Source organism: Curtobacterium sp. UNCCL17 (assembly GCF_000686685.1).
GTDB classification, from domain to species: Bacteria; Actinomycetota; Actinomycetes; order Actinomycetales; family Microbacteriaceae; genus Curtobacterium; species Curtobacterium flaccumfaciens.
Genome location: NZ_JMLI01000022.1, coordinates 112088 through 128392 on the forward strand (window position 1 = coordinate 112088; position 16305 = coordinate 128392).

General features: G+C 73.0%; 16 protein-coding genes. 10 read left to right on the forward strand and 6 right to left on the reverse strand.

Going from position 1 to position 16305, the window contains the following annotated elements; translation table 11 throughout:
* Positions 1–43: 43 nt before the first annotated feature.
* Together BR70_RS0104290 and BR70_RS0104295 are read left to right on the forward strand one after the other, a co-directional pair.
* Positions 44–1207, forward strand: coding sequence for a metallophosphoesterase family protein (locus BR70_RS0104290; RefSeq protein WP_027465054.1), 1164 nt, complete (start codon positions 44–46; stop codon positions 1205–1207).
* Positions 1207–4197 carry an AAA family ATPase gene (locus tag BR70_RS0104295; protein ID WP_027465055.1) on the forward strand — a complete coding sequence of 997 codons (2991 nt, stop codon included), beginning with the start codon at positions 1207–1209 and terminating at the stop codon, positions 4195–4197. Before BR70_RS0104290 ends, BR70_RS0104295 begins: the two co-directional genes overlap by 1 nt.
* A 32-nt stretch (positions 4198–4229) precedes the next feature.
* Here BR70_RS0104295 and BR70_RS23105 read toward each other — a convergent pair whose 3' ends face one another.
* On the reverse strand, positions 4230–4406 hold the full coding sequence (locus tag BR70_RS23105) for a hypothetical protein (protein ID WP_155896771.1): 177 nt from the start codon (positions 4404–4406) through the stop codon (positions 4230–4232).
* Positions 4403–5212, reverse strand: a complete 810-nt coding sequence (locus tag BR70_RS0104305) for a class E sortase (RefSeq protein ID WP_231495642.1) — start codon at positions 5210–5212, stop codon at positions 4403–4405. Before BR70_RS0104305 ends, BR70_RS23105 begins: the two co-directional genes overlap by 4 nt.
* 94 nt (positions 5213–5306) lie before the next feature.
* Between BR70_RS0104305 and BR70_RS0104310 the strand changes: the two genes are divergently transcribed.
* Entirely contained in the window at positions 5307–5783 is a 477-nt protein-coding gene (locus tag BR70_RS0104310; RefSeq protein WP_027465057.1) for a GNAT family acetyltransferase, read from the forward strand.
* A 7-nt stretch (positions 5784–5790) separates the two neighbouring features.
* Here BR70_RS0104310 and BR70_RS0104315 read toward each other — a convergent pair whose 3' ends face one another.
* The gene (locus BR70_RS0104315; protein WP_027465058.1) at positions 5791–6714 is read right to left on the reverse strand and encodes an EamA family transporter; all 924 of its coding nucleotides are present in this window, start codon (positions 6712–6714) and stop codon (positions 5791–5793) included.
* A gap of 36 nt (positions 6715–6750) precedes the next feature.
* Here BR70_RS0104315 and BR70_RS0104320 point away from each other — a divergent pair, with 36 nt between their 5' ends.
* From BR70_RS0104320 to BR70_RS0104345, 6 genes are all read left to right on the forward strand, one after another.
* Entirely contained in the window at positions 6751–7899 is a 1149-nt protein-coding gene (locus BR70_RS0104320) for a CPBP family intramembrane glutamic endopeptidase (RefSeq protein WP_027465059.1), read from the forward strand.
* Between the two features lie 9 nt (positions 7900–7908).
* Positions 7909–9783: a DNA helicase RecQ gene (gene recQ / locus BR70_RS0104325; protein ID WP_051596631.1), complete on the forward strand. Its 1875-nt coding sequence runs from the start codon at positions 7909–7911 to the stop codon at positions 9781–9783.
* A gap of 87 nt (positions 9784–9870) precedes the next feature.
* Positions 9871–10617 (forward strand): lysophospholipid acyltransferase family protein, encoded by a 747-nt coding sequence (locus BR70_RS0104330; protein WP_027465061.1) that lies wholly within the window; start codon positions 9871–9873, stop codon positions 10615–10617.
* Between the two features lie 135 nt (positions 10618–10752).
* Positions 10753–11109 (forward strand): hypothetical protein, encoded by a 357-nt coding sequence (locus BR70_RS0104335; protein ID WP_027465062.1) that lies wholly within the window; start codon positions 10753–10755, stop codon positions 11107–11109.
* A 19-nt stretch (positions 11110–11128) separates the two neighbouring features.
* The gene (locus BR70_RS23570) at positions 11129–12049 is read left to right on the forward strand and encodes a M23 family metallopeptidase (protein WP_197019616.1); all 921 of its coding nucleotides are present in this window, start codon (positions 11129–11131) and stop codon (positions 12047–12049) included.
* Between the two features lie 73 nt (positions 12050–12122).
* Positions 12123–12959 (forward strand): NAD(P)-dependent oxidoreductase, encoded by an 837-nt coding sequence (locus tag BR70_RS0104345; RefSeq protein ID WP_035808124.1) that lies wholly within the window; start codon positions 12123–12125, stop codon positions 12957–12959.
* A 62-nt stretch (positions 12960–13021) separates the two neighbouring features.
* Here the strand turns inward: BR70_RS0104345 and BR70_RS0104350 are convergent, their stop codons facing one another.
* Together BR70_RS0104350 and BR70_RS0104355 are read right to left on the reverse strand one after the other, a co-directional pair.
* Positions 13022–13225 (reverse strand): hypothetical protein, encoded by a 204-nt coding sequence (locus BR70_RS0104350; RefSeq protein WP_027465064.1) that lies wholly within the window; start codon positions 13223–13225, stop codon positions 13022–13024.
* A 10-nt stretch (positions 13226–13235) separates the two neighbouring features.
* Positions 13236–13754 carry a MarR family winged helix-turn-helix transcriptional regulator gene (locus BR70_RS0104355; protein ID WP_027465065.1) on the reverse strand — a complete coding sequence of 173 codons (519 nt, stop codon included), beginning with the start codon at positions 13752–13754 and terminating at the stop codon, positions 13236–13238.
* A 131-nt stretch (positions 13755–13885) separates the two neighbouring features.
* Here BR70_RS0104355 and BR70_RS19525 point away from each other — a divergent pair, with 131 nt between their 5' ends.
* On the forward strand, positions 13886–14779 hold the full coding sequence (locus BR70_RS19525; protein ID WP_051596633.1) for an alpha-E domain-containing protein: 894 nt from the start codon (positions 13886–13888) through the stop codon (positions 14777–14779).
* A 196-nt stretch (positions 14780–14975) separates the two neighbouring features.
* Here BR70_RS19525 and BR70_RS0104365 read toward each other — a convergent pair whose 3' ends face one another.
* Positions 14976–16304, reverse strand: coding sequence for an MFS transporter (locus BR70_RS0104365; RefSeq protein WP_051596638.1), 1329 nt, complete (start codon positions 16302–16304; stop codon positions 14976–14978).
* Position 16305 lies beyond the last annotated feature (1 nt).

Here is a 16305-nt window from a genome sequence, read left to right on the forward strand (position 1 = left end):
CGAGGTGCCCGGGGATGTCCCCGGCCGGCGTTACCGTGGCCGCATGCGCATCCTGCACACCGGCGACTGGCACCTCGGCCGCACACTGCTGGGTGCCGACCTGCTCGAGCACCAGGCGGCGTTCACCGACTGGCTCGTCGACCTCGCCCGCGAGCGCGCGGTCGACCTCGTCGTCATCGCCGGCGACGTCTACGACCGTGCGATCCCGCCGGTGGACGCCGTCCGCATGCTCTCCCGCGCGCTGGAACGCCTTGCCGAGATCACGACGGTGGTCCTCACGCCGGGCAACCACGACTCGGCCGCGCGGCTCGGCTTCGGGGCCGGCGTGATGGGGCAGCGCGTACGCATCCTCGCCGAGCCCGCACACGTGGCCGATCCGGTGCTCGTCACCGACGACGACGGCCCGGTGGCCGTGTACGGCATCCCGTACCTGCACCCCGACCTCACGCGGTACGCCCTGGCGGCGGTCCCCGACGAGCCCCTCGCCCGCTCGCACCACGCCGTCGTGCACGCCGCCACCGAACGGATCCGCGCCGACCTCGAGACGCGGGCCGGCACCCGGAGCGTCGTCGTCGCGCACGCCTTCGTCGGGGGCGCCGACCCGAGCGACAGCGAACAGGACATCCGCGTCGGCGGTGTCGACCGCGTCGCCGAGTCGGTGTTCGACGGGTTCGACTACGTCGCCCTCGGGCACCTGCACGGCCCGCAGCGCGTCGGCGACGACGACCGGATCCGGTACGCCGGGTCGCCGCTGGCGTTCTCGTTCGGCGAGCGGCACCAGCGGAAGTCCGTGACCATCGCCGACCTCGACGCGGCGGGTGCCGTCACCGTCGAGCTCGTGCCGACCCCGGTGCCACGGCGGCTCGTCGACGTCCGGGGCAGCATCGACGCCATCGAGTCCGGGGAGTTCCGGGCCGATGCCGACGCCTGGGTCCGCGTCGCGGTGACCGACACCGTGCACCCGGAACGCATGTACGCCCGCGTGAAGGACCACTTCCCGCACGCCCTGGCGATCACGCACGAACCGGCGGACCGGCCGGCCGCCACCGCCGCGCGGGCCGTCACCGCGACGTCCGACCCGGTCGAGGTCGCCGGCGACTTCGTGGCCTTCGCCACCGGCGGGCTGCCCGACGACGACGAACGCGCGGTGCTGACCGAGGCGTACGAGGCCGCGGTGCTCGCCCTGCAGCGTGAGGGGGACCGCTGATGTACCTGCACCGACTCGAACTGCGCGCCATCGGGCCGTACCCCGACCTCGTGACGATCGACTTCGCAGCGCTGGCCGCGTCCGGGGTCTTCCTGCTCGAGGGGCCGACCGGTTCCGGCAAGTCGACGATCATCGACGCCGTCGTGTTCGCCCTGTACGGCGGACTGGCCGGTTCCGACGCCAGCTCCGACCGGCTGCACAGCCAGCACGCCGACCCCGCGGTCGAACCGTTCGTCGAGCTCGTGTTCGAGACCGGTGCAGGCGTGTTCCGGGTCCGGCGAACCCCGCAGTACGACCGCCCGAAGCAGCGGGGGACCGGCACGGTGAAGCAGCAGGCGTCCGTGCAGCTGTTCCGACTCGCCGCGCCCACCGACGTCGCCGGCGAACCCCTGTCGTCCCGCATCCCCGAGGTCGGGGTCGAGATCGCCCGGATCGTCGGGCTCGACCGCGCGCAGTTCCTGCAGACCGTGGTGCTGCCCCAGGGCGAGTTCGCACGGTTCCTCCGCTCCCCGGGTGAAGACCGCCGGAAGCTCCTGCAGTCGTTGTTCGGCACCCAGGTCTACGACCGCACCGCCGACGAGCTCGCCGCTCGCCGCCGAGCCGTGCAGGCCGAGGTCGAGGGGGCCGACGACCGCGTCCGTGACGCCCTGGCCCGGTTCGCGCAGGCGGCCGACCTCGCCGAGGCCGACGAGTCCGTCGTCCTCGGTACGGTGGCGGCCCTCCGCGCCACGGCCGACGCCGCCGGGGCAGCCCGAACGGCTGCGGCTGCCGCTGCGACGGTGGCGACCGACCACGAACGATCGGTCGCGGCCCGTGCGGCCGCCCTCGAGCGACGAGCGGCGCTGCTGCGGCGGCGGGCGCTCCTCGACGACGACGCCCCGGCGATCGAGCAGGCACGAGCAGCGGTCGCGACGGCCGAGCGTGCCGCCCGGGTCGCCGCGGTGGCCGACGGCCTCGACGCCGCGACCGTGCGGGCCGACGACACCGCCGCGGCAGCAGCCCGGTTGCGCGACCAGCACGCGCTCCGCGCCGTCGACGCACAGCAGATCGCCCGGCGCCGCGACACGCTGACCGACGCCCTGTCCGACGTCCGGCACCTCGTCGCGGTCGAGGCCGAAGCGGATGCCAGGCGCACCGCGATCGCCGAGGCCACCACGACGGCATCGCGGCTCACCGACGACCTCACCGCCCTCGACACCGCGCTCGAATCCCGGCCGTCGGAACGAGCACGGATCGTCGAGGCCGCCCGGACCGCCTCGACGACCGCTGCCGACGCCGACGCCGCCGCGCACGAGGTCGCCCGGGTGCAGTCGCTCCGCGCCGACCTGGCCGCGCGCGACCGCGCCGAGCGGCGCGTCGCCGATGCCGAACGCGTCGTGGCCGGTGCCCGCCGTCGGGCCACCGAGGCGCTCGATGCCGAACGCTCCCTGCGCGAGCGCCGGATCGCCGGGCTCGCCGGGGAGCTCGGTGCCGCGCTGGCTCCCGGCGACCCCTGCCCGGTGTGCGGATCGACGGCGCACCCGTCGGTGGCCGCGCCGCAGGACGACCACCCGACGATCCAGGCGGTGGAGTCCGCGGGCGACGCCACGCGTCTGGCCGACCAGCAGCTCGCCGACGCCGCGGCCGACCTGGCCGTCGACCGTGCGGAGCACCTCCGGCTGACCGCCGTCGTCGGCACGGTCGACACCGTCGCCCTCGACGCCATGGCGGTGGCCGCCGCCGAGCGGGTCCGAGCGGCGCACGAGGCTGCGGCGCTGGTGCTGGAGCACGAGCGCGAGCGGACGGCGCACGACACCGCGACCCGGGCGCTCGAGCGTGAGCGGAACGACCTCGACGCCCGGCGCACGGTGCTCGCGTCGACCGCGGCCTCCGATGCCGAGCGGCTCGAGGCCGACCTGCGATCGGTGCACGACGCGATCGAGCGGCTCGCAGCACTGCTCGACAGCGACGACGACCGCTCGCCTGTCTCGCTCCACGCCGTGGTCGACGAACTCGACGGGCGGCTGACGGTGCTCCGTGCCGTCGCCGAGGCCGACGACCGCGCGGCCACCGCGGCCCGCGCCCGCGACGAGCGCGGCGCCGAGGTCGCCCGGGTCCTCGACGAGCAGTCCTTCCCCGACGTCGCTGCCGCACGAGCCGGTCTCCTCGACCCCGACACCGTCGCGCGCTTCCGCAGCAGCATCAGCGCAGCCGAGTCCGAGCGCGCCGTCGTGCGGGCAGGGCTCGAGGACCCCGCGGTGGTGCAGGCCGCCGACGACGATCCGGAGCAGCTCGACGTGCCGGCGGCGCAGGCCGAACGGGTCCGCGCGACGGCCGAGCTCGACGAGGCCACCCGGCTCGCGGTGACCGCAGCGCACCGCGCCGAGGCCGTCGAGCAGTGTGCGACCGAGGTCCACCGCACCGTCCGTGCGCGACAGGAGACCTCGGCCCGCAGCCGCGCCGTCGTCCGCCTCGCCGACGTCGCGAACGGCGTGGCATCGGTCAACCCGACCGGCATCACGCTCGGCACCTACGTGCTCATGCGGCGCTTCGAGGACGTCGTGGCGGCGGCGAACGACCGGTTGCGCGGCATGCTCGCCGGACGCTTCACCCTCGAGACCTCCGACGAACGGGAGTCCGGGTCACGGTCACGACGGACGGGGCTCGCCCTCGCCGTGCACGACCACACGACCGACACCGTCCGTGACCCCCGCAGCCTGTCGGGCGGCGAGACGTTCACCGTGTCACTGTGCCTGGCGCTCGGGCTGGCCGACGTCGTGCAGGCCGAGGCCGGCGGGGTCTCGCTCGGCACGCTCTTCGTCGACGAGGGGTTCGGCACGCTCGACCCCGAGACCCTCGACGACGTCATCGGACAGCTGTCCCGACTGACCGCGGGCGGGCGACAGGTCGGGATCGTCAGCCACGTCGAGGAACTCAAGCAGCGGATCCCGGAGCGGATCGCCGTGCGCCGCACCCCGACCGGCGGGTCGCGGGTGACGACGACGGTCTGACCAGACCTGACCTGACCTGACCTGACCAGGCGCTACGGGGTCGGCGTGGCCCCCACCGTACCGTCCGGCGGCGGCAGGATGTCCGCCGCGATCCACGGGAACACCCACTGGAACAGCACGAACACGATCGCTGCGAGCAGGACCAGCAGCTCGAGCACCTTCAGGACAGTGGGGCCGGGCAGCAGCCGCCAGACCAGGGGGAAGATCACTTGGCCGTCTCCGAGAGTTCCTTCGGGGTGCCCTCGGACGCGGGCATCCAGTAGTCGAGCTTCGCGTGCGTCACGTACCGCTCCGCCGCCGACCACATCGGGTGGCAGGCGGTCAGCGTGAGCCAGCGGTCCTGGGCGGTCGGTTCCACGCCGGGCTTGTTCGGCACCGGCGCGATCGTCTCGATCTTGTCGGGCGTGACGATCTGGCTGTCGGTGACCTTGTAGACGTACCAGACGTCGAACTTCGTCTTCGCGTCGGTGACCCGGACCACGACCGAGTCGCCCTTCTGCAGCTCCGCGATCTGGTTGAGGGGCTTGCCGTAGGTGACCCGGTGTCCGGCGACGGCGAAGTTGCCGGGGGCGCCGGGCATCGCGGTGCCCTGGTAGTGCCCGAGCCCGATGGTGTTGAGGACCTTCTCACGATCCGTGCCCTCGCCGATCGGCCGGTTGTAGTCGTTGCCGAACCGGGGGATCTGCATCGTCCCGAACACGTCCGACAGCGCCGGCGGTTCGTCCAGCACGGGTGCGGTGCCGCGGTGCTCGGTGCCCTCGACCTTCGGGGTCTTGACCTGGTCGAGGCCCTGCACGAGCTTCGTCTGCTCGTTCACGGCGACCACGTCGGTCCACCATGCCGTCCACACCACGTACAGGCCGGTGCCGGCGCCCGCGATGATGAGCAACTCGGCGATGAGCGAGACGATCGCGCCGCCGACCGTCTGGCGTCTGCGCGGGGAACGCCGGGACCGCGAGCCGGCTTCGTCGTCCCGTGCGCTGCGGCGCGACGGGATGGTGTCGTGTGCGGTCACGGGGCTCCTGATCGGCTGGGTGGTCGGACAGGTCTATCAGATCACGACGACAGGCCGGTGACGACGTTCTCCCCACCCCCGTTAACGTGGGGGCATGGAGTACCGGATCCGCCCCTTCCGCACCGAGGACACCGACGCGGTCGTCGCCCTGTGGGAATCCTGCGGGCTCGTCCGACCCTGGAACGACCCCCGACGTGACATCGCGCGCAAGCTGACCGTTCAGCCCGAACTCTTCCTGGTCGCCGAGCCGGACGCCACCGACGGTGACGACACCGACACCGACACCGACACCGACACCGCCGAAGCCGGCGTGGTCGCCGCGGGCATGGCCGGCTTCGACGGGCACCGCGGCTGGGTGAACTACCTCGCCGTGCGCCCCGACCTGCAGGGCTCCGGCCTCGGTCGCACCCTGATGGCCGAGTTCGAGCGGCTCCTGACCGACCTCGGTTGCCCGAAGCTCAACCTGCAGGTGCGTGCGGGCAACGAGCAGGTGCTCGGGTTCTACGCGTCCCTCGGCTACACCGACGACCGCACGGTCTCGCTCGGCAAGCGCCTCATCCCCGACGCCTGACCGCGCGCTACGCCAACGCCAGCGCCACCGACGCGACGAACGCCAGCACGATGCCGATCCACTGCTGCGCGGTCAACCGCTCCCGCAGCACCACCCCGGCCAGCACCACCGTGCCGATCGGGTAGAGCGCGTTGAGCACACTCACGACGGGCAGGGTCGCCGGATCGTCGCTGCTGTGCAGCCCCGCCTGGATGAACACGTTCGCCATCGCGTCGAAGACGCCGCACACGGCCACGGTGACCAGCAGCCGCGGACCCCATCCGCGACCCGGCCGACGCCCGGGGGTCACGGCAGCCCCGTCGGGGCGGGCCGACGTCGGGGCGGACACCGGGCCTCCCATCCGGAGTACGACGACGATCGCCGCCGCACCCAGCAGCACCGCCTGCAGCACCCGCGCGACCACGAGGGGTGCGATGCCCGAGTCGGACGGCGTCATGTCGTAGGCCAGCACGATCCCGCCGAAGCCGCACCCGGCGACGGCGGCCGCGACCACGCCCCGAGCGGTGAGCCGTGCGCCCGAGGCGTCCCGGACCACCGCGACCAGGACCACCGCGACGACCGCGACCACGAGCGCGCCGGTGGCCACGGGTGACAGCACCGTGCCACGGAACACCGCGACGAGCACCGGCACGACGGCCGCGAAGACGGCGGTGACGGGGGAGAGCACGCTCATCGGGCCGATCGCGAGTGCCGCGTAGAGCAGCAGCACCCCGACACCGCCGGAGAGGCCGGCAACCGCACCCCAGACCGCGGCCGGCCACGAGAACACGCCGCCGAGGACCACCAGTCCGACGAGCAGCGGCACGATCCCGATCGCGGCGGCCGCCGCCGTGACGACGACCGGGCGGACCCGGCGCGAGGCGAGTCCGCCCAGGAAGTCGGCGAACCCGTAGACGATCGCGCCGGACAGGCCGAACAGGACGGTGAGCACGGCTCCCATCCTGCCCGGGCCGGTACCCTGCGGTGCGTGAGTGTTCCCTACCAGCGCCTGCCCCGGATCGACGCGCGCTGGAGGTGGTGGCGGCCGCTCGTCGCCCTCGCGTTCCTGGCGGGGTGGTACCTCGTGTCGCAGGTGCTGATCACCGTCGCCTACTTCATCCCGGTCGCCGCGGTCGGGGGCGCGTCCGGGCTCTACGGCCTGCTCGACGACCTGCAGAGCGGTGCTCTGGACCCGACCGATCCCTTGACCCTCTCGCTGACCCTGGTGTCGCTCGTGGTCCTGCTACCGGGGGTCCTGCTCGCCGTGAAGATCGCGCGGATCGGACCGGCCGGCATCCTGTCGTCGACGCGGTTCCGGGTCCGGTGGGCCTGGACGGCGTGGTGCCTGCTGCCGACGCTCGTCATCGCCGCGGTCATGTTCGTCGTCCAGACCGGCCTGTTCTGGGACGGGGGGATGATCACGACCGACGGCGGCTTCGCCTGGAACCACGACGCGATCGGCCAGTCGACGGTCTCCCTCGGCACCCTCACCCTGACGATCGCCCTCGTCGTCGTGCTCGTCCCGTTCCAGGGCGCGGCCGAGGAGTACATCTTCCGCGGATTCCTGATGCAGACCGTCGCGTCGTGGATCCCGCGTCGCGTCGGCACGGTCATCGCCGTGGCGGTCTCGACGGTCGTCTTCGCGGTGCTGCACATCCCGAACGGCTACAACGTCTGGGGCATCCTCGACGTCGGCTCGTTCGGCCTGATCGCGGCGATCATCGTCCTCCGGACCGGCGGGCTCGAGGCCACGGTCCTGCAGCACGCCTTCAACAACATCATGATCTTCGTGCTGCAGGCGCCCGGCTGGTCGAAGGTCGACCTGACCTCGTCCGACGCGAACGGCACCTGGCAGGGGACCCTCGTCACCCTCGTCACGTCGCTCGCGTTCTGGGGCATGGTCGAGTTCCTGGCGTGGTGGCGGGGGCTGGACCGCCGGTTCGCCGGGCACGAGGCACCCCGGTTCCGCGGTGTGACCCCGGCCTGGGCGGGCGGCGTCCGCTGGATCCGGCCTGGAGGCACGGGCTGGGCCACCACGCCGGCCCGCGCCGACGACGTGGCCGGTTCCGACCACCGTGCCGACTCCGGCACGGACGGTGCTGTGGACAGTGCGGTGGGTGTCGCCGGTCGCCCGTAGGCTCGTGGCATGAGCACCACGCCCGCGCCCGCGCCCGCTGCCGTGCCTGCTCCCGCTGCCGTGTCCGCACCCCGTGCCGCTGCGCTCGACGTGCTGCACCGCGTGTGGGGCTACGACGACTTCCGCGGTGAGCAGGCGGCCATCATCGACCAGGTGGTGGCCGGTGGTGACGCCCTGGTGCTCATGCCGACCGGTGGTGGCAAGTCCCTCTGCTACCAGGTGCCCTCGCTCGTCCGCGACGGAGTCGGGGTCGTGGTGTCGCCGCTCATCGCCCTCATGCAGGACCAGGTCGACGCCCTGGCGGCGAACGGCGTCCGGGCCGCGTTCCTCAACTCCACGCAGGGCCCCGACGAACGGTCCCGGGTCGAGCGTGCCGTGGTGCAGGGCGAGGTCGACATGCTCTACCTCGCGCCCGAGCGGCTCCGGCTCGAGTCCACCCGTGCGCTCCTCGACCGGGCGCGCGTCTCGCTGTTCGCCATCGACGAGGCGCACTGCGTCGCCCAGTGGGGCCACGACTTCCGCCCGGACTACCTCGAGCTGAGCGTCCTGCACGAGCGGTGGCCGACGGTGCCGCGCATCGCCCTCACCGCCACCGCCACGCCGCAGACCCACCGCGAGATCTCCGCCCGGCTCGGCCTCGACGATGCCGCACACTTCGTCGCCGACTTCGACCGGCCGAACATCCAGTACCGCATCGAGCCGAAGACCGGCGCGCTGCAGCAGCTGCTCACCTTCATCCGCACGGAGCACAGCGGCGACGCCGGCATCGTGTACTGCCTGTCCCGCAACTCCGTCGAGCGCACCGCGACCGCCCTGGCCGAGCAGGGGATCAACGCCCTGCCGTACCACGCGGGCCTCGACGCCCGGGTGCGTGCCCGCAACCAGTCGACGTTCCTGCGCGAGGACGGCGTCGTCATGGTGGCGACCATCGCGTTCGGCATGGGCATCGACAAGCCCGACGTCCGGTTCGTGGCGCACCTCGACCTGCCGAAGTCGGTCGAGGGCTACTACCAGGAGACCGGCCGTGCGGGTCGTGACGGGCTGCCGGCCACCGCGTGGCTCGCGTACGGCCTGAACGACGTCGTGCAGCAGCGGCGGATGATCGACCAGTCCGAGGGCGACGCCGCACACCGTCGGCAGCTCAGCGCCCACCTCGACGCCATGCTCAGCCTGTGCGAGACGATCGAGTGCCGCCGGGTGCGGCTGCTCGCGTACTTCGGGCAGGAGAGCACGGCGTGCGGCAACTGCGACACGTGCATCGCGCCGCCGGAGTCGTGGGACGGCACCGTCCCCGCGCAGAAGCTGCTGTCCACCGTCGTGCGGCTCGAGCGTGAGCGCCGCCAGCGGTACGGCGTCTCGCACCTCGTCGACATCCTGATCGGCAAGCGGTCGCCCCGCGTGCAGGAACTCCAGCACGACACCCTGGCGACCTTCGGCATCGGTGCCGACCTGTCCGAGGGTGAGTGGCGCGCGGTCGCCCGACAGGTGCTGGCCCAGGGCTACGCGGCGGTGTCGGGCGACGGCTTCGGCACGGTCGTCCTCAGTCCCACGAGCGCCGAGGTCCTGACCGGCAAGGTGCAGGTGCGGATGCGTCGCGACCCGGTCAAGGCGCCGCGGGCCGGCCGCAGCAGTCGACGAACGGTCGTCACCGACATGCCGCAGGAAGCCGTCGGCCTGTTCGAGGCCCTGCGTGCCTGGCGTGCTGCCGAGGCCCGCGAGCAGGGCGTCCCCGCGTACGTGGTGTTCAACGACGCGACGCTCCGGGGCATCTCCGCCGTCCGCCCGGCCGACGTCGACCAGCTCGGCGAGATCTCCGGCGTCGGCGCGGCGAAGCTCGAGCGCTACGGGCGAGCGGTCCTCGACGTCGTCGCCGCTGCCGACTGACGCCCGGCCACCACTGCATGCCGTTCCGGGCATGTGCCCTCCGCGCGCCTCATTACACTCGGTAGCTCGTCACCACGAGGAGGTCCGGTGTCCGGTTCGACGAAGTTCGCCACCGTGCTCAGTCGCGCGGTGGTGACCCCGCTCGCCCGGTTGCTGTGGCGGCCGAAGATCATCGGTCGTCGGAACGTCCCGAAGCGTGGCCCGGTGATCCTCGCGAGCAACCACCGATCCTTCATCGACTCGCCCGCGATCACGCTCATGGCGCCGCGCAAGGTGTCGTTCCTGGCGAAGCAGGAGTACTTCACGGGTTCGGGGCTCAAGGGAGCCGTCTCGCGGGCGTTCTTCGGTGGCATCGGCGCCATCGGGGTCGAGCGTGGCGCGGGTGCGGCGGCCCAGCAGGCCCTCGACCTCGGGCTGGCACGCCTGCAGGAGGGCGAGGCGTTCGCGATCTACCCGGAGGGCACGCGCTCGCTCGACGGCCGGATCTACAAGGGCCGCACTGGAGTGGCGTGGCTGGCGTTGACGAGCGGTGCCCCTGTGGTGCCCGTCGCGCTCACCGGCACCGAGGACGTGCAGCCGGTCGGGTCCCGGCTGCCGAAGCTCGCCCGCGTGACGATCGAGTTCGGGCAGCCGATCGACCTGTCGTCCTTCGGCGAGGCGTCGTCCGGTCGTGCTCGGCGCCACGCGACCGATGCGGTGATGGCGGCGATCCAGGAGCTCAGCGGCCAGGAGCCGGCGAACGCCTACAACAACCCGCCCGCGACGATCGTGGAACGGGTCCGTCGTGCACTGCAGCCGGACGATCCGACCGCGGCTGCCGTCGACCCGGACTGATCGCTGCGACTGTCCGGTCACTATTGCACATCTGAAATATCGATGGTTGAATGGCGGACGTGCCGCTCGGCACGCCGCCATCGCCGGTCGCCCGAGAACGACCAGCCACGACATCCAGATCGGACCGTCCGCAGCATGTCCTCCACCCCGCTCTTCGACTCCATCGCCCAGCGTCGCGATCAGGCCGACGCTCCACACTCCACCGTGCACTCCACCCCGTCGCCGGCGCTCGCCGTCGTGACCCCGGTGCCGACCTCGCCGATCTCCGCGCCCGTCCGCCCCGGTGACTCCACGCTGGTGCCGGCCGCCCTCGTCGCCGCGATCGACGAGATCCCGGTGCGGGTGGCATCGGCCCTCGTGACCGAGGTCACGATCCGTCCCGAGCACCTCGTCCTGGTCGAGACCGTCGCCGACGCGATCACCCGAGCGGTCGTCGACGCCGTCGTGTGCGAGCTCGACCGGATCGCCCGTGACGGCGTCGTCCGCGTCTGACCGGGCCGGTCACCGCACGATGACGACCCTCGACGACGGTCTGCCCCGGCGCCCGCGCGGAGCCGAGCGCCGTACCGCCGACCGACCGACCGAGCCCCCGCTGCGCCGTGCACGGCACGCTGCACAGCCCGGGCCCCTCCGAGCCGCCGGGGTGGCGGTGTCCCCTCCCGCCACCCCGGCTTCCACCCGGCCCGCGCAGTCCGCACGGCCGACCCGGTCCACGCTGGCCGCGCGGCCGACCCGGCCCACGCAGGCCGCCGCTCCCGCGCGCCGCCGCCTCGCGTCGTTCCGGATCCCCGCCCGGCGGACACTGCCCGCCGCGGCGGTGACCGCCGTCACGTGCCTGTTCGTCGCGGTCGGCTCCCCGCAGACCGCCGTCGCCGCTCCGGCCGCTCCGGAAGCCACGTCGGCATCGGCCGGCATGCAGCACTTCGTCGCCGACGGTTCGTCCGGGCCGACCGCCGGCCGCGACGACTTCTCGGTGGGTCGTGCCGCGGCAGCCCTCCGGGTCCCCGGTGGCTCGGGCCCGACCGGTGGAGCCGTCCGCCCCACGGTCGGTGCGGTCCCCGACGCCGGTGGCTTCGGCTCCCGCTGGGTCGTCGGCTGCGCGGCCTGCTCGTCGAACCACCAGGGGGTCGACTTCGCCGCGGCCATCGGGACCCCGGTCGTCGCGGCGCTGCCCGGCCGGGTCGTCTCGGCGGGTGTGCTCGGTGGCTACGGCAACCAGGTCCTCCTGCAGCACGCCGACGGCACCGCGACCCGGTACGGGCACCTGTCGGCGATCGACGTCCGCCCCGGCCAGGTCCTCCGCGCGGGGGAACGCCTCGGGGCCGTCGGCAACACGGGTGTCTCGACCGGCGCGCACCTGCACTTCGAGGTCATCGTGGCCGGCACCCCGATCGACCCGGCCGCCTGGCTGCAGGCTCGCGGCCTCCTCTGACGGCGGCGGGCGTAGCGTCGGGACGGTCGCGGTACGGAGCCGCGCCAGGACGGAGACGCACGTGCGAGTGACGGTGTTGGGGACGGGTGCGATGGGCGCCGGCGTGGCTGGATCGCTGCTCCGTGACGGCCACCAGGTGACGGTCTGGAACCGGAGTGCCGACAAGGCCGCACCCCTGGGGGACCGCGGCGCAACGGTGGCGAGTGACCCGGGCAGTGCCGTCGAGCACGCCGAGGTCGTCCTGCTCACCCTGTTCGACACCGATGCGGTCGTCGACGTCCTCGAGCAGGCCGCTGGTGACGCCCCGACCGACGCCGTGTGGGTGCAGGCCTCGACGATCGGGGTCGACGGCACCGCGACGGTCGTGCAACTGGCCGAGAAGTACGGCATCACCCTGGTCGAGGCCATGATGCTCGGCACGAAGGCCCCCGCGGAACAGGGCAAGCTCACGATGCTCGCGGCCGGCCCCGCGGACCTGCTGGACCGTGTCGACCCCGTGCTCGACGCGATCGGCGCGAAGACCGTCCGTGCCGGCGACCACGTCGGCGACGGCACCGCACTCAAGCTCGCCGCGAACGCCTGGATCGCGTCGATCACCGCGGCGACCGGGCAGTCCCTGGCTCTGGCGGCGGCACTCGGGCTCGACCCTGCGCTGTTCCTGCAGGCGATCGAGGGCAGCGCGAGCGACTCCGCCTACGCCCACACCAAGGGTGCCGCGATGATCGCCCACGAGTTCCCCGCCCAGTTCGCACTCGACGGACTGCGGAAGGACATCGGACTCATCACCGATGCCGCCCGGACCGCCGGGGTGTCCACCACGCTGCTCGAGGCACTCGGGCGCGTCTACGCCGATGCCAGCGCGGCAGGGCACGGGGGCGACGACATCGCCGCGGTCGGCACCGCGTTCTGACGCACGGGGACGGGGACGGGCACGCGCACACGCACACGCACACGCACGGTTCCGCCGACTGATCAGCCCCGACGGAACAACCGCCGCAGGCGCTTCGTGAGCCGCCCCACGGCCTCGTCGTTCATGGTGTTGGCGAGGTCGAACGCCTCACGAGCCGGATCGGACCCGGCCTGGATGCGTCGGAGTGCTGCGTCGGCACGGGCCCGCGAGTCGAGCTCGGCGAACGGCATGTCGTCCTCGGGGTGGTGCTCGCCGCGAGGGTCCATGCGGACCAGGCTACGCGCGACGGAGGTGGTCCGACCCGCCGTCGAGCTCGTCCACGACGCGGACCATCTCGTCCAGGAAGTCCACGACGACGGCCATCTCGTTGCTCGGCAGGTGCTCGGTGACCTCGAGCGCGCGGGCGTCGAGCTCCTCGATGACCCGGAGCGCGTGCCGCATCGAGGTGCCGGTGGCGGTGAGGATCACGCCACGGCGATCGTTCGGGTCGGCGTGCCGTTCGACGTGACCGCTGCGGACGAGCCGGTCGACGAGCGCCGACGTCGACGCCGCCGTGATCTCGAGCCGCTCGGCGAGGTCCTTCGCGTTGACGGTGCGGCCGTCGTGCTCGGCCTCGATCAGGAACCGGAGCGCCAGCAGTGCGTTCTCGCCGATCCCCAGTGCCTCGCGCGCTCGGCGCTGGGCAGCGCTCTCGGCCGTTCGGTACCGCCGCAGGGCGTTGAGGACGTCCACGGCGGAGACCGCGGAGTCCTCGTACCAGTACCCCGCGGTGCTGGTCATCACCTCGGACGTCATGCCCCAATGCTAGACGCTCTAGTTAGATTGTCTAGCGAGCGCGGAGACGGGACACCTGCAACACCCGTGACGCGGTTCTGTAACACCCCGGCAACGCCGGCTCGTTAGGTTCTGGACATGCAGGAGCAGCCGTGCTGAGCCGCCTCGCGGGGAACGTCTTCCACGTGGGGAGCGCGGTGGAGCGCACCGACGTCGTCGCACGGTTGCTCGACGTCTACGTCGCCCGCCGCGAACCAGGCACCCTCGACGACGACCGGCTCGTGTCCACCGAGCTCCGCAGCGTCATCGGGACCACCGGCCCCGCGAACGACCCGGACCGCGCCGCCACCGTCGACGCCCTCGCGCTCGACCGGCACGAACCCGCGTCCATCGCCGCCGCGGTCGCCGTCGCCCGCGACCACGCACGCCGTGCCCGCGAGGTCGTCTCGAGCGAGCTCTGGGACTGCCTCGACGTCACGCGGTCGCGGATGCCCCGGAAGATCGCCCCCGACCGTGCGCACGAGTTCCTCGGCTGGGTGCGGGAGCGCAGTGCCCTCGCCATCGGGGTGGTCGAGGGCGACGCCAGCCGTGACGAGGTGTGGGAGTTCTTCACCCTCGGGCGATCACTCACCCGCTGCGCCTCCACCGCACGGCTGCTGGCGTCACGGCTGCTCGAGCCGGACGCGGTCACCTCGTGGACGGCGGCGCTCCGGGCGTGCGGCGCGGGCGAGGCTTTCCTGCGCGGACGCGACCACCCACCGGTGCCGTCCGACGCCGCCGCCTTCCTGCTCCTCGACGCCCACAGCCCGCGGTCGTTGCGTTTCACCGTGCACCGCGCGGCCGAGTGCCTGGCCGACGTCGCCCCGTCCTGCGTCGCGGACGAGGTCGCCGGGTTCGACGAGGTCCGCGCCCTGCTCGACGGCATCCCCGAGGAGTCGGCGCTCGCGGTGGCGGGTGATGTCGGGCAACGGCTGGCGGTGGCTGCCGACCGCGTCGCCGCGGCCCTCGACGAGCGTGTCTTCGCGTCGTCCGCACCCGTCCTCTGAACCCACCCGGAGCCCGTGTTCGGCGCCGGCTCGGCGCGCGTGTGGCGGAAGGCGGCTGGTCCGCGCGTCGTGACCGCGGCCGTGGGCCCGGGTGGCGTCGGACGGGAGGACCGTGGCGGCGCCGGTGCGGGCCTCCCGTCCGACGGCCGGTGCGTCACGGGCCGTCGGCCGACGGGCAGGGCGACCCGCCGGTCCGTCAGACGGCGCTGGAGCGGTCGGCGAGCGCCTCGTCGCGTTCCAGCTCGCGGCGGAGCGCCGCGCGTGAGCCGACCACCGGCACGGCGTGCGTGATCGCCAGGTGCAGCCGCGAGTCGGCGTCGTAGCGCAGCCGGACCCGCTGGTACCGGACGAGCCAGACGAGCGCGATCCCGAGTGCGACGAAGCCCGAGGCCGCGCCGACGACGATCGCCCAGCGCGGGCCGAAGGCGTCGGCGACGGCACCGACGAGCGGGGCGCCGATGGGGGTGCCGCCCGCGAAGATCGCCATGTAGAGCGCCATCACGCGGCCGCGCATCGCGGGCTTCGTCGTGGTCTGCACCAGGGCGTTCGCCGTGGTCATGAAGGTCAGGGACGCGAGCCCGACGAACACCAGCACGATCGCGAAGGTCCAGTACGTCGGAGCGAGGGCCGCGGCCGTGCACGCGAGCCCGAACCCGCCGGCGGCGAGGACGAGGGTGCGCATCCGCGGTTTGTCCCGGCGGGCGGACAGCAGCGCGCCGAGCACCGAGCCGATCGCCATCACCGAGTTGAGCAGCCCGAACTCGCCGGCGCCCTGGTGGAACTCGACCCGCGCCATCGTCGAGGTGAAGATCGGGAAGTTCACGCCGAACGTGCCGACGACGAAGATCATGCAGAGCACGACGACGATGTCCGGTCGGGTGCGGACGTACCGGAAGCCGGCGACGATCTGTCCCTTGCCGCGGCCTGCCCGGACCCGTTCGGCGAGCTGGGCGGGGTCGACGAAGCGGAGTGCGAGCAGGACGGCCAGGAACGACCCGGCGTTGATGACGAACACCCATCCGGAGCCGATCGCCGCGATGAGCACGCCGGCGACCGCGGGGCCGATCAGGCGTGCGGCGTTGAACGACGCGGAGTTCAGGGCGACGGCGTTCGAGACGTCCTCGCCCTGCACGACGTCGGAGACGAAGGCCTGCCGGATCGGGGCATCGAACGCGGCGACGATGCCGAGTGCCAGGGCGAAGCCGTACAGCGCGAGCAGGGTGGCGGTGTGCGTGAGGACCATGACGCCGAGCCCCAGCCCGAGCAGTCCCATCAGGCCCTGGGTGAGCATGAGCATCTTCCGGCGGTCGAACCGGTCGGCTGCGAGCCCGGTGAGCGGCAGGAGCAGCAGCTGCGGGCCGAACTGCAGGGCCATCGTGATGCCCACCGCGACGGCGTTGTTGTCCGAGAACTGGGTCAGCACGATCCAGTCCTGGGCGGTGCGCTGCATCCAGGTGCCGACGTTCGACACCAGGGCCCCGGCGAACCAGATGCGGTAGTTGCGTCCGGCGAGGGAGCGGAACATG